At 65.9% G+C, this 13,592-nt stretch carries 13 protein-coding genes; 7 read left to right on the forward strand and 6 right to left on the reverse strand.

Annotated elements, in window-relative coordinates; genetic code table 11:
• Positions 1–2 precede the first annotated feature (2 nt).
• Positions 3–1,085 (reverse strand): copper-containing nitrite reductase, encoded by a 1,083-nt coding sequence (nirK, locus tag KYC_RS10145; RefSeq protein WP_008161627.1) that lies wholly within the window; start codon positions 1,083–1,085, stop codon positions 3–5.
• Positions 1,086–1,276: 191 nt separating this feature from the next.
• On the opposite strand from nirK, the gene KYC_RS10150 reads away from it, so the two are divergent.
• The gene (locus tag KYC_RS10150; protein ID WP_008161629.1) at positions 1,277–2,056 is read left to right on the forward strand and encodes a Crp/Fnr family transcriptional regulator; all 780 of its coding nucleotides are present in this window, start codon (positions 1,277–1,279) and stop codon (positions 2,054–2,056) included.
• A 12-nt stretch (positions 2,057–2,068) separates the two neighbouring features.
• Here KYC_RS10150 and KYC_RS10155 read toward each other — a convergent pair whose 3' ends face one another.
• From KYC_RS10155 to KYC_RS10170, 4 genes are all read right to left on the reverse strand, one after another.
• On the reverse strand, positions 2,069–2,905 hold the full coding sequence (locus KYC_RS10155) for a formylglycine-generating enzyme family protein (protein WP_008161631.1): 837 nt from the start codon (positions 2,903–2,905) through the stop codon (positions 2,069–2,071).
• A 111-nt stretch (positions 2,906–3,016) separates the two neighbouring features.
• Positions 3,017–5,302 carry a nitric-oxide reductase large subunit gene (locus KYC_RS10160; protein ID WP_008161634.1) on the reverse strand — a complete coding sequence of 762 codons (2,286 nt, stop codon included), beginning with the start codon at positions 5,300–5,302 and terminating at the stop codon, positions 3,017–3,019.
• 222 nt (positions 5,303–5,524) lie between these two features.
• Positions 5,525–5,881 carry a hypothetical protein gene (locus KYC_RS10165; RefSeq protein ID WP_238531909.1) on the reverse strand — a complete coding sequence of 119 codons (357 nt, stop codon included), beginning with the start codon at positions 5,879–5,881 and terminating at the stop codon, positions 5,525–5,527.
• 206 nt (positions 5,882–6,087) lie between these two features.
• The gene (locus KYC_RS10170; protein ID WP_238531910.1) at positions 6,088–6,759 is read right to left on the reverse strand and encodes a hypothetical protein; all 672 of its coding nucleotides are present in this window, start codon (positions 6,757–6,759) and stop codon (positions 6,088–6,090) included.
• Positions 6,760–7,014: 255 nt separating this feature from the next.
• Between KYC_RS10170 and KYC_RS10175 the strand changes: the two genes are divergently transcribed.
• Positions 7,015–7,725, forward strand: coding sequence for a hypothetical protein (locus KYC_RS10175; RefSeq protein WP_008161641.1), 711 nt, complete (start codon positions 7,015–7,017; stop codon positions 7,723–7,725).
• A 45-nt stretch (positions 7,726–7,770) separates the two neighbouring features.
• On the opposite strand, the gene KYC_RS10180 is transcribed toward KYC_RS10175, so the two are convergent.
• Positions 7,771–8,673, reverse strand: coding sequence for a LysR substrate-binding domain-containing protein (locus KYC_RS10180; protein WP_008161643.1), 903 nt, complete (start codon positions 8,671–8,673; stop codon positions 7,771–7,773).
• An 86-nt stretch (positions 8,674–8,759) separates the two neighbouring features.
• On the opposite strand from KYC_RS10180, the gene KYC_RS10185 reads away from it, so the two are divergent.
• The 5 genes from KYC_RS10185 (at position 8,760) to KYC_RS10205 (ending at position 13,560) form a co-directional block, all read left to right on the forward strand.
• Complete coding sequence (locus tag KYC_RS10185) at positions 8,760–9,617, forward strand: HpcH/HpaI aldolase/citrate lyase family protein (RefSeq protein ID WP_008161645.1); 858 nt, start codon at positions 8,760–8,762, stop codon at positions 9,615–9,617.
• A gap of 12 nt (positions 9,618–9,629) precedes the next feature.
• On the forward strand, positions 9,630–10,838 hold the full coding sequence (locus KYC_RS10190) for a CaiB/BaiF CoA transferase family protein (RefSeq protein ID WP_008161648.1): 1,209 nt from the start codon (positions 9,630–9,632) through the stop codon (positions 10,836–10,838).
• 94 nt (positions 10,839–10,932) lie between these two features.
• Positions 10,933–11,934 (forward strand): cyclase family protein, encoded by a 1,002-nt coding sequence (locus KYC_RS10195; protein ID WP_008161649.1) that lies wholly within the window; start codon positions 10,933–10,935, stop codon positions 11,932–11,934.
• Between the two features lie 98 nt (positions 11,935–12,032).
• Positions 12,033–13,007 (forward strand): tripartite tricarboxylate transporter substrate binding protein, encoded by a 975-nt coding sequence (locus KYC_RS10200; protein WP_008161651.1) that lies wholly within the window; start codon positions 12,033–12,035, stop codon positions 13,005–13,007.
• Positions 13,008–13,101: 94 nt separating this feature from the next.
• Complete coding sequence (locus KYC_RS10205) at positions 13,102–13,560, forward strand: carboxymuconolactone decarboxylase family protein (RefSeq protein WP_008161653.1); 459 nt, start codon at positions 13,102–13,104, stop codon at positions 13,558–13,560.
• Positions 13,561–13,592 lie beyond the last annotated feature (32 nt).

Genomic DNA, 13,592 nt, shown 5'->3' on the forward strand with positions numbered 1-13,592 from the left:
CATCAGCGGGGGATCGGACCCGGCGCCTTGATCTGCTTCATCAGGTCGTCGTTCCACTTGCCCTCGACCTTGATGTGCCCGGCCGCGCCCAGCTCAAAGGCTTCGATCAGGTTGTGGTTCAGGTAGGCGTAGACGCCCGGCTGCTTGAACGTATAGAGCGCCGCCCCCGCCGAACCGCCGCGGATGAACCAGGTTTCCAGGTCTTTCTCGGGCGGGTTGTTGAACTTGCCGGTTTCCCAGACCCAGTCGCCGTGGCCGCCGATCAGGTGCGGACGCGTGTCGCGGTTGGCCTGCGAATGGATCAGCAGCACGGTTTCGCCCACCTTCGCGGTCAGGGCGTTGTCGCCGGTCAGCGCGCCCACCTTGCCGTTGAAGACGATGTGCGACGGCGTCAGCTTGCGCATGACTTCCACGGTGTCGCCATAGCTTTCCGCCAGGGTCGCGTATTCCTTGTACTTGCCGTTGGCGTCCTTGGGGATGTACAGGTCGAATTCGCCGATCGTGTAGGCGCGGTCATAGCGCAGCGGCTTGCCTTGGGGGTCTTTCAGGCCGTCGCGCGGCAGCACCATCAGCGTGCCGCTCATGCCCGACACCACATGCCAGGGCACCATGCCTTCCGGGGCACAGTGATAGACGAAGGTGCCCGCGCGGTCCGCCTTGAAGCGCAGCGTGGCCTGTTCGCCCGGGTTCACGTTGGTGAGCTTGGCCCCGCCCAGCGCACCCGTGGCCGCGTGAAAGTCCACGTTATGGGGCATGGCATTGGTGGCCGGATTGACCAGCGTCACCTCGACGTAGTCTCCTTCGTGCACCACCATCGTCGGGCCGGGCATGGAGCCGTTGAAGGTCATGGCCTGAAGGGTGGTGCCCTTGCCGTCGATGACCATCTTCTTTTCCTCGATGGACATGGTGAATTCGACCACCTTGGGCCCCGACTTCGCCGTCTGCTCATGCGGGTGGACCATCGGCGGGGCGACCAGGGTGACTTTGGCGCGCGGCAGCTTGTCGGCATCCTGGGCGAAAGCCACGCCGCCAGCCATCGTGAAAGCCAGGGCGGCGGCAAGCAAGGTTGGGCGCAACGCGTTCATGTGCAACTCCTCTTTCGGTTTCTTCAAAGCCGAGTCTGTCGGCAACTCCATTGAAGTACCGCGGGAGTTCGCGTTCTTTGTCGCAGCGCAAATTCGGGATAACCCTGCAGCCGCTCGCGCATTGTCAGCGGGCACTCGCGATGTCACCATCGGCTCGTGGAAAACTTCTCCACGGCCACACGCGGATCGCCATGCCATCGCCTTTATGCCATGCCCTGCTGCGCAACCTGGATCTCTTCAGGCCCTTGTCCGATTCTCAGCTGGACGCCGCGCTTCGGGAAGCAGTTCCCTGCCGCCTTGAAGCCGGCGAAGCCGCCTACCGCCAGGGCGCGCCCGGCGCCCATTTCTTCGTGCTGCTGCACGGCTGCCTGAAAGTCTCACAACTTACATCGGAAGGCGATCAAGTTGTCGTGAGATATGTCAATCCCGGCGACATGTTCGGCCTGGCCTGCGCCATGCGGCAGTCCTGTTATCCCGCCAGCGTGGTGGCCGTGCAGGAAAGCGTGTGCCTCGCCTGGCCCGCGTCCGCCTGGGAAGGCTTCACGGCCGCCCATCCGCAACTGAGCGCCATCGCCCTCCAGACCATGGGACAGCGCCTGCAGGACGCGCACCTGCGCATCCAGGAGCTGTCCACCGACGAAGTCGAACAGCGCGTAGCGCGCGCGATTTTGCGGCTGGTGCAGCAATCGGGCCAGCCCATGCAGGACGGCATCGGCATCAGCTTTCCCATCACCCGCCAGGACGTCGCCGAAATGACCGGCACCACGCTGCACACCGTCAGCCGGCTGCTCAGCGACTGGAAGCAGCGCGGCATCGTCAGCAGCGGACGCAAGCGCATCGTGCTGCGGTCGCCGGCCGCGCTGGAGCGGCTGTTCGAAAACGCGCAGCCCGCCATGGATTGCGCGTCTTGCCTGTCGTGCCGGGATGGCTCGCCCGCAGTTCAAGCGCAGGAAGCAATCGCCGCGCACTAGCGGCGACGGCCCCTATCCCTCTTCCAGCACCAGGCGCAGGCCCAGGTTGGCCGGCGGCACGCCCACCGAGCAAGCGCCGCTCTTGGGGTCGCGAATGAAATCGGGCAGATAGGCGATATGCCGGCCCGCCGCGACGCGGATGCCGCAATTTCGGGTCAGCGCCGCATCGTCGTCGGCGCCGCCCGCCGGTGCGTCCAGCAGCCGCCGCGTGTGGCAGTCCGAGGTCCAGTCCCACACGCTGCCCGCCATGTCCTGCAGTCCTGCCGCATTGACGCCATGGGCGCCAAACGGCCGCACCGCTGTGTCGGCGCCCTCTCCGCCGCGGCGGCTCTGCGCTTCGTACTCGGCCAGCCAGCGCTGGGCGGGATCGCCCGCCTCGGCTCCGCCGTCGCCGGCAAGGGCCACCGGCGCTTCCTCGCGGTAGGCCTCGCCCGCCGCGTAGACCCATTCGGCGTAACGGGGCAGCCGGAAACGTTGGCCGGTGGAGCCCGACAGCCACGCCGCATAGGCCGTGGCGTCCGACCAGCTGATGCCGGTGGCCGGCAATTGCGGCGAATAGTCCTCGCGATGCGCCGCATCCAGCGGCTTGCAGGCGCCGGCGCGCACGCACGCCGCGTACTCCGCCTGGCTGACCTGGCGCGTCATGATGGCCACGCCGCGCGTGTGGCGCGCGGTCACTGGCGCGGGCGTGACCGGGTAGCCATTGCGCAGCGCCTCGCCCGGCTGCTGATAGCTCACCTCGCCAGGCGGCAGCCGCGTGAGTTCCGGCAATGCAACGCGGGCCCGGTCTGCGGGCCCGCAAGCAGTCAACAATAAGGAAATGGCGGCGGCGATCGGCAGGAAGCGCATGCGGAGTTTCTCCGGAGCGCCCGCGCCAACGCGGCGCGGGCTCTGCTTCCATTGGACAGGCCGCAGGGCCCGGCCTCGTTGCGCTGGCGCAAAGAGGCCGGCGGCTCGACGTCAGCCGCGCGCGGTCCTGGCCTGCAGGCGCGGCTCGACCAGCGCGGGCTTCGCGCTCAACAGGCCCAGGATCACCTGCATGACCATGGCAAGCGCGCCCAAAAGGAACACCACGTCGCCAAAGGTGCGGCCCCAGCGCAAGGTCTTCAGGAGGTCCTGCTGCATGAAGGCTTCGCTGCGGGCGTACCACATGCCTTCGCTCACGCTGGCGTGGAACTGGATCAGGCCCACCGGCAGCAGACTGGTGAAGATCATCAGTACCAGGCCCGCGTTCATGCCCCAGAACGCCAGCTTCATCAGCCCAGGGCTAAGCGCGTATTGCGGACGGATGTAGCGCAGCACCAGCAAGGTGAAGCCCAGCGCCAGGAACCCGTACACCCCGAACAGCGCGGCGTGCGCATGGACCGGCGTGGTATTCAAGCCCTGGATGTAATACAGCGAGATCGGCGGGTTGATCATGAAGCCGAACACGCCCGCGCCCAGCATGTTCCAGAAGGCCACGGCCACAAAGCACATCAGCGGCCACTTCAGGTCGGCCATCCACGGCGCGCGGTTCTTCAGGCGCCAGTTCTCCCAGGCCTCGTAGCCCAGCACGATAAGCGGCACGACTTCCAGCGCCGAGAAGCTTGCGCCCACCGCCATCACGGGCGTCGTCGTGCCCGCGAAGTACAGGTGGTGGAACGTGCCGGGAATGCCGCCCAGCATGAACAGCGAAGCCGAGGCCAGGCTGGCCGTGGTCGCCATGCGGCGCGACACCAGACCCAACGTCGAGAAAATGAAGGCCAGCGCGGTCGTGGCGAACACTTCAAAGAAGCCTTCGACCCACAGGTGGACGATCCACCAGCGCCAGTACTCCATCACGGTCAGGTGCGTGCGTTCACCGTAGAAAAAGCCGGCGCCGTAGAACAGGCCAATGGCGCCGACAGACGAAGTCAGCAGCGCCAGGAGGTTCTTGTCGCCGCCCGGCGTGCGCAGCGCGGGCACGATGCCGCGCAGCATCAGCACCAGCCAGAAGCAGATGCCGGCGAACTTGCCGATCTGCCACAGGCGGCCCAGATCCACGTATTCATAGCCTTGATGGCCCAGCCAGAAATTCCACTCCGGCGGCATGATCTGTGCAATAGCCAGGTAGTTGCCGGTAAACGATCCGACCACCACCAGCACCAGCGCCCAGAAAAGAATGTCGACCCCGGCCTTCTGGAACTTGGGATCGCGCCCGCCGTTGATCAGCGGAGCCAGGAACAGGCCGGCGGCCAGAAACCCGGTTGCGATCCAGAACAGGGCGCTCTGGATATGCCAGGTGCGCACCAGCGAATAGGGGAACCACTGGGATACGTCGATGCCATAGAACGTCTGCCCTTCGACTGTGTAGTGGGCGGTAAAGCCGCCCAGAAGTACCTGGAAGCCGAACAGCGCCACGATCAGGAACAGGTATTTGCCCAGGGCGCGCTGCGACGGCGTCAAGGCAAAAGTGGTGAGCGGGTCGCGCGCGGGCGGCTGCGGCTCTTCTTCTTCCTCGCCGCGCAGGAACGCCCAGGCCCATACCAGGAAGCCGATACCTGCCAGCAGCACCACGACGCTGATGATGGACCACATCACGTTTTCAGCGCTGGGGCGGTTGTCGATGAGCGGCTCGTGCGGCCAGTTATTGGTGTACGTGACCGACATGCCTTCGCGCTCGGTCGCTGCAACCCACGCTGTCCAGAAGAAGAACTGCGACAGTTGCGTGCGGCGCGCTGCGTCGGGCAGCGTGTTTTCCTTCATGGCGAAGCTTTCGCGGCTGCCGTGCAGGGCCGGCGCGTCCGAGAACAACTGGTCGTAGTAGGCCGCCGTCTGCTCGATGGCGAGCGCGCGGCGCGGCGTGATGGTCAGCGTGTCGGTGGCCGCATCGCTGCGGTTGCCGCGGTACTCGGCCTTGAGCGCTGCGCGCAAGGCCGCCTGCGCCGGCGCGGGCAGCTTGTCATAGGCCTGGCCGTGCTCGTCGCGCGCGGCCAGGTCCAGCCAGGCCATGAGCTCGCGATGCAGCCAGTCCGCCGTCCAGTCGGGCGCCTGGTACGCGCCGTGGCCCCAGACCGAGCCGAGCTGCATGCCGCCCACGGACTGCCAGGCGGTCTGCCCGTCCAGGATGTCGTCGCGGCCGAACAGCGCACGGCCTTCGGTCGTGACGACTTGTCCGGGAATGGGCGGGGCCTGACGGTAAACCTCGCCGCCGTAGAAGCCCAGCAGTGCAAATGTGATCGCCAGCACGGCAATCAGCGTGAACCATAATTTCCGATACGGACCCATGATGGGAACGCCCTCCTGTGTTGCGGTTGGTTGGGGTGCGTTTCCTCATGCGAAATCCGTGCCAGAAAAAAGGGTCGGAAAATCAGAGGGTTGGAAATTGGACGGTGATTTTTACTGCGGCAGTGGTGGGTGGAAAAGACCGTTGCGGGGTGGATTTAACCCTGGTGCAGAGGGTTGAACGACCCCTTGATTTCGCTCTGAGCAATCCCAGAACGCTTCCCGCTACAACGTCGGTTGGGGAATCGGCGTGTCTTTCGGAAGCGTGCCCGAAATGCGATCAGGGCAATCCGAAATGCCCCACTTGGTCACCATGCCCTTTTCAATCATGAATTTCTCTGCGCATACGTGATAGGCGGACATAGGGCCCCAGATGTCTTCGTACGACACGATTTTTGCTCCGCTTTCAAGCGTGTAGCTCTTCTTGGGAGGGCCCCACTTGGAAATCAGCTGTTCTTCCGTCCTGCCGACCCAGACTGCATTGACATCGTTGTAGGTCTTGTTCCGCGTGCCCATCAGCATGTTCATCTGTCCGGTAGTGCATCCCGCGAGCAGTGACGGCAGGACGACAAGCAGTGCCAACTTTCTCATTTTGACCATTACCCCAAAGGTTTCATTGTTGAGAGATGGGTGTTTTGGCGCGGCAAGTCATTGAAATGACTTATTGCGCGCCTCCGACATGCCCGATGCAACCTGGCCGCGAAGCGGCCCAAGCCTGTTTTATTTTGGGCGTCACTGTAACTCAGAAACCTTGGCGCCAGGCGCTTCGGTTGCATCAGGCCGGCCATTCACCGGCCTTGAACGTCGCCCGCGATTTTCCTGGACGTCAATGTCATGACGAAAAACTCGCCGCGCCTGTCGGCCGGGACGGCGTCGAGCTGATCGCGGCCGTAGTCGGTATGTCGCCGCTGCTCGAAGCTGGGGTAATACCCTTTCCAGAAATAGCGCGCCTGTGTGCCGGCAGCGAGCACCTTTTGCGCTGGCAGGCCTGCGACGAAGCGTGAATCAGCGCTGTCTGTTTGCGCGCTCACGGCGACGCGGGCTTCAGTCAACTGCCAATGGCATACCCCTCGCCCGTAATAGTCTTCGTCGAGCAGCATGTCGGCGTATACCGTGCCTATATATTCGGTGGCCGATATGCGGGAAAGGCGGAATGGTTCATGGCTGGAAAGCGTGGGCACGTTGCCCGCCAGGGCATTGGATCGGCCGCAGCGGGCCGCGTTGCTGGCGTCGAACTGCGCGACGCCCTCGACCACCGTAAATGGCGATTTGCCGTCGGCCGCGCTTGAAAGGTCGGAGGCATTGGAAAGGGTCAGCCGTATCTCGTAGGCGTGTGTCGGGGCGGGGTTCAGCTTGCGCAACGCCGGGGCGGACGTATTTGAGGCGGCGTCAGACTTGGCCGGCGTGTCGGCGAGACTTGGGCCGCTGCTTGCTGCGGCCAGCAGCGCCAGCAGCGGCACTGCCCGGCGCAAGGCCGGCGCAGAGAAAAATCGAACGCGTTGCGACAAGATGGATGTTTCCTTATATATGCGAATAAAGGGTTATTCCACGGCCGGCGAATACTCGTGCGTCGTCGACCCGCCAAAGGCGGATTATTGCATCGTCGGAATAGCGGCCTGGCGCGGCTTGCGCTCGCCCCTATCGGTGGCTGCGCGGCGAGTCTCCCACTCCAATTGCGGTACCCTCTGTCGCTGGCAAATCCTGGATCGCACAATATGTGGCGCACGTTCTTCAAAATGTCGCTAGTGACGGGTTGGGCGCTTTGGCTGGCCGCCATGGCGTGGTTCACGGTGGGCATGCTGCGGTATGTGCCGTCCGCCGATGCGACGCTGACGCCGATCACGCTTACGGCCGGTCAGACGGCGCATGCCGAGGTTTATCGCATCCGCGAGGCGCCACTGTGGATGGAGGCGCGTTTTGGCGGCCCGATGGGCAGGGAGCGGCCCGAATTGGGGGAATACACAACGCGTGTGGGCGCGCCGGACGCGAAGCGGGGCTTGATCAACCCCGGAGAGCCGGTGCGGATTCGGGTGCGCGATGGCAAGGGACTGGACGTCGTGCTAGCCGCGGCTCCGCGCAGCGGCGCCAGCGCCACGCATTTCTACCGCAAGCTCTGGCCTGAAAGCCATATGGATGGCGCGCTGCCAGCAACCGCGCCGCCCTATCCGAAGCTGGCGGAGGGGACTTCGCAGCTCACGTTCACGGTGGAAGAAGCCGGGCCCGCGCTTCAGGGCGAACAGATCGAACTGGAAATCAGCGCGCCCATCGGGCTGAAACGTACCGCGCCCGGCTGGGAGGATGTCTCCACCTTTATCTTCTGGCCCTTCATGGGCGCAATCCTTGGCGCCTGGGCGCTGGTGTGGGCGGGGCTCACCTGGTGGTATCGCCGCCGGGTTCGGCGGGCTGCCCGGAAGGCGTACGCCTGAGTTCAAAAGCAGAAGGCCCATGCGATTACATGGGCCTTCTGCATTTCATGAAGCGGACGCATCCTGAGAGTCCCCCACCCTCCCATACTCCCCAATCGCAATCTCCCGAAACGCCTGGATCAGCGCCAGCCGCGACGACCCGCGCGGCCAGATCAGGCCGAAGCGGCGCGGCTCGCAGGGCGCGGGCAGCGGCAGCACCGCCAGGCCCAGCCGCTCGATTGCGCCGTTGGTCGCCAGCGGCAGGATGGCTACGCCGAGGTCGCGGCTGACCATTACCGCAATGGCTTCGATGGCGTTGAGTTCAAAACGGTCGCGCGGCGCGATGCCGACCCGCTTCAGGTAGTCGTCGACGTGGCGGCCGCCCCAGTCGTTGCGTTGATAGCGGATGAAGGGCTCGCTGGCGAGCAAGGCATGCGGATCGCGTCCGGCCAGCCGTGGCGCCACCGCCAGCACGTAGGGCTCTTCGCGCAGGAGTTGCCAGCCCAGGCTCTTGGCCAGCGGATACGGGGCTTCCAGGGCGATTGCCGCGTCCAGTTCGCCAGCCTCCACCGCGGGGTAGAAGCGCGCGGAGTGGCCGGGGGTGAGCGCGACGTTCACCAGCGGATGGCGCGCTACCAGACGTTCAAGAATGGCCGGCACCATGGAGTTGAGCGCGGTGTTGCCCGCGCCCAGCCGCAATTCGCCCATCACTTCGCCGGACCGCGCCAGGTAGCGGATCTGTTCCAGGCTCGCCAGAACCTCCTGCACAGGGGCCAGCAGTTCGGCCGCCTTGGCGGTGAGGTGGACGGTGCGGCCGGCGCGCGCCACCAGTGGCGCGCCCAGTTCCTGTTCTAGCGCGCGTATCTGCTGCGCGACCGCGCCATGCGTCAGGCCAAGCCGGCGCGCGGCCTCGGCCATGGAGCCGTGGCGCGCCACGGCGACCAGCGTCTGGAGGAAGTCGGTGTTCATAATGATAGATATTCTATCGTTTAATCGCATCCCGCCTCGCCCCACCGAGCTTGCTCCCGCGCCACAATCCGGCTCAGGAGACAAGCATGAAAAGCAAGCTGTTCGTTCCGGCGTCACGCCCGGAATTGTTTGATAAGGCCATGGCCAGCGCCGCCGACGCGATTTCCTTCGACCTTGAAGACGCCGTCGCGCCGGAACGCAAGGCCGAGGCGCGCGCCATCCTGGCCGATTGGCTGGGCAAGCAAGCAGGCGCCGCACATGCCAAGAAAATTATCGTCCGCATCAATGCGCCCGACACCCCCTATTACGCCGACGACTTGGCCATGCTGGGCGGCGTGCCGTTCGACATCCTGAATGTGCCGAAGACCCAGGACGCCGCGTCGGTGCAGGACGCCGTGTCGCGCGCCAGCGCCGCCGGGTTCCAGGGCAGTTTCCTCGTCACCATCGAAACCCCGCAGGCGCTTGCCCGCGCCGCCGAGCTGGCGGCCGCGCACGAGCGCGTCTGCGGTCTGCAACTGGGACTGGCCGATCTGTTCGAGCCGCTTGGCATTGCGCGCTACGAGCCTGAGACGCTGCGCCCGATCCTGCTGGCGCTACGCCTGGCCGCCGGCGCGTCCGGCAAGTTCGCGCTGGACGCCGCCTATGCCCGCGTGAAGGACGCCGACGGCTTTCGGGCGGAGGCGCGCCTGGCCCGGTCGCTGGGCTTTCTGGGCAAGTCGTGCATTCACCCAAGCCAGATCGCCATCGCCAATGAGGAATTCGGTTTCTCGGCCGACGAGGTCGATCAGGCCCGCCGCGTGGTCGCGGCCAGCCGCGAACACGCGGGCACGGGGGCGTTCCTGCTGGACGGCCGCATGATCGACGCGCCTTTCGTGCGCCGCGCCGAGGACGTGCTGCTGGCCGCCGGCCACGCTTCTGCCCCATTCCCGAATCTGCAAGACTGAGTGACACGCACGATGCAACACCCTGCCGTATCTTCCCTGCCCCTGTCCGGCGTCAAAGTGCTGGACCTGAGCGCCTACATCGCCGGCCCCTATGGCTGCGCGCTCTTGGGCGACATGGGCGCCGAAGTGATCAAGATCGAGCCGCCCGAGGGCGACAACCTGCGCAAGTATCCGTCGACGCTGGCCAGCGAAAGCCGCGCCTTTCTCGGCATCAACCGCAACAAGCGGGGGCTGTGCCTGAACCTGAAGGACGAGGCCGGCTACGAAGTGCTCACGCGTCTGGTGCGCGAGGCCGACGTGCTGGTGCACAACTTCCGTCCGGGCGTGCCCGAGCGGCTGCGCATCGACTTCGCCACGCTGGCCGCGATCAATCCGCGCCTGGTGTATTGCGCCATGACGGGCTACGGCGCGGCCGGCCCAATGGCGGGCCACGCCGGCTACGATCAGGTGCTGCAATCCATGACGGGCATGTGCGCCTCGCAAGGCAAGGCCGACGGCCCGCCCGAGATTCTTTATGGCTCGGTGGTCGACTACTACGGCGCCGCCCTGATTTCCAACAGCGTGGCCGCCGCGCTGTATCAACGCGAGAAAACGGGCCGCGGCCAGGCCATCGAGGTGTCGCTGCTGGGCAGCGCGCTGGCGATGCAGTCGGCGCGCCTGGTGTGGGCCGAGGGTGAACCGCGCCGCGTCGAACGCGATATGCGCTCGGGCGGCATCACCGGCATCCATCCCACGCGTGAAGGCCATCTGTACATCTCGGCGAACACGCCGCACTTCTGGCGTTCGCTGTGCGGTCACTTGGGCCTTGCCGAACTGGCGGAACACCCCGACTACGATACTGTCAAGAAACGCGCGGCCCAGGCCGCGGTGCTGATTCCGCTGGTGCGCGAAGCGCTGGCTCGGCGTGGCGCCGCCGAATGGGCCGAGCTGTTCGGCCAGAGCGTGCCCTGCGCCGTGGTCAATCGTGTCGAGGACATGTTCGACCATCCGCAGGTGCAGGCCATGGGGTTCATGCAACCCCTGTCCAACACGGCGGCGGGCAACTATGTCGGGCTGGCCCAGTGGGCGCATTTCGCCCCCGACGGCACCGTGCACGACACGGCCGCCCCGGCCCGCATCGGCGCGCCGTCGCTGGGCGAACACAGCCGGCAGATTTTGGCTGGCCTGGGCTACGGCAAGGACGACATCGACGCCCTGATGGGCCGGGAGGCGGTGCGCTGAGCGCGCCGTTGCAACAAAGAAAGACGCCGGCGGTTCAGCCGCCGGCCTGAAAACAAAGCGCGCCATATAAAGCGCGGCGCGAGGAGACATGGCGATGAGCCAGCAGCGATACCACCAGCGGCCCGCCGGGTCGAACTGGGGAGATTTTGGCGACGACGACCAGCTCGGCACGCTGAACTATCTGGATGCGCAGACGCGCCTGGCCGCGATTGCCGAAGTGCGCGAAGGCATTTCGTTTTCGCTCAGCCTGCCCCTGACGGTGCCGCGCGCGCCGGTGCTGAACCCGCGCCGCAAGGGCCCGGTGATCCGCCCGGCCGAAAAGAACGGCGTGCCCGTCTACCGCTATCCGCTGGCCACCGACGTGCCCGGCGCGACCGACGTGATCAGCGACGACAGCGTCACGCTCTCTCCGCAATATTCAACGCAGTGGGACGCGCTGGGCCATGTGGGCTCGCTCTTTGACGCCCAGGGCGACGGCGATGCGCGGCCCACCGGCTACAACGGTTTCACCGTAAGCGAACCTGTCTCCGAAGGCTTCATCGGCACCCGCGACCTGTCGATCGCGCCGATGGCGCGCCACGGCATCCAGGGCCGCGGCGTGATGGTGGATCTGCGCGCGCATTTTGGCGACGAACAGCGCAAGATCGGCCTGGCCGAACTGCAGCGCGTGATGCAGGCCGACGGCGTAAGCGTGCGGCCCGGCGACGTGCTGTGCCTGCACACCGGCCTGGCCGACCTGGCCCTGACCCTGCCCGACGATGAACAGCACCGGCTCAAGACCAGCTGCTGCGTGCTGGACGGCGACGATGCCGACTTGCTGGCCTGGATCAAGGACAGCCGCATCGCGGCCATCGCTGCCGACAATCACGCGGTGGAATTGCGCAACCACAGCCTGGCCGCCGAGCGCGGCCCGCTGCTCCCCTTGCACGAACAGTGCCTCTTCAAGCTGGGCTTGCCGCTGGGCGAGCTCTGGCACCTGACCCCGCTGGCGCATTGGCTGCGCCAGCGCGGCCGGCATGCTTTCTTCCTGACCGCGGCGCCGATGTATGTGCCCGGTCTGGTCGGCGCGCCGGTCAACCCCATCGCGACCGTCTGATTGCTTCCGGCCTGCCGGGCCGGACCGGCAGCGGTCGCGCGATGCACGACTATTCCAATTATTTTTTGTACGCCCTTGCACGGGAGAAGTGAGAAGACATGAAAAACAAGACAACCCTGATTCGCGCCGCGCTCATCGCCGGCTTCAGCCTGGGCTTCGCAGGCGCCGCCGTGGCGGCCGACTATCCGTCGCAGGCGATCACCGTGGTCGTGCCCTACTCGGCCGGCGGCGGCGCGGACAACGCCGCGCGCATCATCGCCCAGGGCATGGGCGAGGTGCTGGGCCAGAGCGTGGTCATCGAAAACAAGGGCGGCGCCAGCGGCTCGATCGGCGCCGCCTACGTGGCCCGCGCGAAGGCCGATGGCTACACGGTGCTCTACGACGCCTCGGCGTTCTCGATCAACCCGGTGCTGCGCAAGCTGCCCTATGACGCGCAGAAGGATTTCATCCCCGTGTCGCAGGCCATCAGCGTGCCCAACATCGTGGTGGCTGCGCCCGGCTCGGCCTTCAACACGCTGCCCGACTTCATCAAGGCCGCGCAGGCCAGCCCCAACCGCTACACCTACGCGTCGTACGGTCCGGGCAGCCTGGCGCAGATGGCGGGCGAACTGCTGAAGAAGGACGCGAAGATCGAAGCCGTGCACGTGCCCTACAAGGGCGGCGCCCCCGCCATCGTGGACGTGATGGGCGGCCAGGTCGACGTCTACTTCGCCAACGCCGCATCCAGCCTGAACTACGTCACGACCGGCAAGCTCAAGGCCCTGGCCGTGTCGTCGGCCAAGCGCATGCCTGAACTGCCCAACGTGCCCACCGTGGCCGAAGCCGGCATCAAGGACTTTGACGTGGTCGAATGGAACGGTTTCTTCCTGCCGGCAGGCACCCCGCCCGACGTGGTCGCCAAGCTGCAGGACGTGATCCAGAAGACGCTGCAGCGTCCGGACACCCGCGAAAAGCTGGGCAAGCTGGGTCTCACGCCCGTGGGCAGCAGCTCGGCCGACTTCACTGCGTTCGTGAAAGACGAGCAGACGCGCTGGGATGCGGTGGTCAAGTCCAACAACATCAACGTGAACTGATCGCGGCTTACCCGCCACCCGCAACGCCGGCACGCGAAACGCGCGCCGGCGTTTGCGTTTATGCTCACCCCGGATAATCAATGCAGGAGACACCATGAGCCGTAAAGACGATTTCGACCAAGGCCTGGCCAACCGCCGCGCCGTGTTGGGCGACGCCTGGGTGGAACGATCGCTGTCGCGCGCGACCGGCTTTACCGCCGAATACCAGAACATGATCACGCGCTACGCCTGGCACGACATCTGGAGCCGCGACGGCCTGCCGCGCAAGTCGCGCCGCATGATGGTGCTGGCGGTTACGCTGTCGCTGTCGCGCTGGGAAGAATTTGAACTGCACGTGCGCGCCGCCCTCACGGCCCCCGACGACTCGCGCCTGACGCCGGACGAACTGAAAGAGGTGCTGCTGCAGAACGCGATCTACGCTGGCGTGCCCGCGGCGAATACCGCCTTCAATCTTGCGCAGGCGATCTTGCGCGAGGTCGCCGCAGACATCGGCTATGACCTGACCGCGGCGGACCCGCGCCAGGCCGACCCGTTCGGCGCCGGCCCCGCCTGAACGGAACGCCCCCTCCTGAACAAGGAACCACC

It is taken from the genome of Achromobacter arsenitoxydans SY8 (assembly GCF_000236785.1).
Classification (GTDB): domain Bacteria; phylum Pseudomonadota; class Gammaproteobacteria; order Burkholderiales; family Burkholderiaceae_B; genus Achromobacter; species Achromobacter arsenitoxydans.

Excerpts from the sequence above, each read along its gene's own strand:
- KYC_RS10160 (WP_008161634.1), bottom strand. The coding sequence starts at position 5,302 with ATGGGTCCGTATCGGAAATTATGGTTCACGCTGATTGCCGTGCTGGCG.
- KYC_RS10200 (WP_008161651.1), top strand. The coding sequence starts at position 12,033 with ATGAAAAACAAGACAACCCTGATTCGCGCCGCGCTCATCGCCGGCTTC.
- KYC_RS10190 (WP_008161648.1), top strand. The coding sequence starts at position 9,630 with ATGCAACACCCTGCCGTATCTTCCCTGCCCCTGTCCGGCGTCAAAGTG.
- KYC_RS10180 (WP_008161643.1), bottom strand. The coding sequence starts at position 8,673 with ATGAACACCGACTTCCTCCAGACGCTGGTCGCCGTGGCGCGCCACGGC.
- KYC_RS10185 (WP_008161645.1), top strand. The coding sequence starts at position 8,760 with ATGAAAAGCAAGCTGTTCGTTCCGGCGTCACGCCCGGAATTGTTTGAT.
- KYC_RS10155 (WP_008161631.1), bottom strand. The coding sequence starts at position 2,905 with ATGCGCTTCCTGCCGATCGCCGCCGCCATTTCCTTATTGTTGACTGCT.
- KYC_RS10175 (WP_008161641.1), top strand. The coding sequence starts at position 7,015 with ATGTGGCGCACGTTCTTCAAAATGTCGCTAGTGACGGGTTGGGCGCTT.
- KYC_RS10205 (WP_008161653.1), top strand. The coding sequence starts at position 13,102 with ATGAGCCGTAAAGACGATTTCGACCAAGGCCTGGCCAACCGCCGCGCC.
- KYC_RS10195 (WP_008161649.1), top strand. The coding sequence starts at position 10,933 with ATGAGCCAGCAGCGATACCACCAGCGGCCCGCCGGGTCGAACTGGGGA.
- KYC_RS10150 (WP_008161629.1), top strand. The coding sequence starts at position 1,277 with ATGCCATCGCCTTTATGCCATGCCCTGCTGCGCAACCTGGATCTCTTC.
- nirK (WP_008161627.1), bottom strand. The coding sequence starts at position 1,085 with ATGAACGCGTTGCGCCCAACCTTGCTTGCCGCCGCCCTGGCTTTCACG.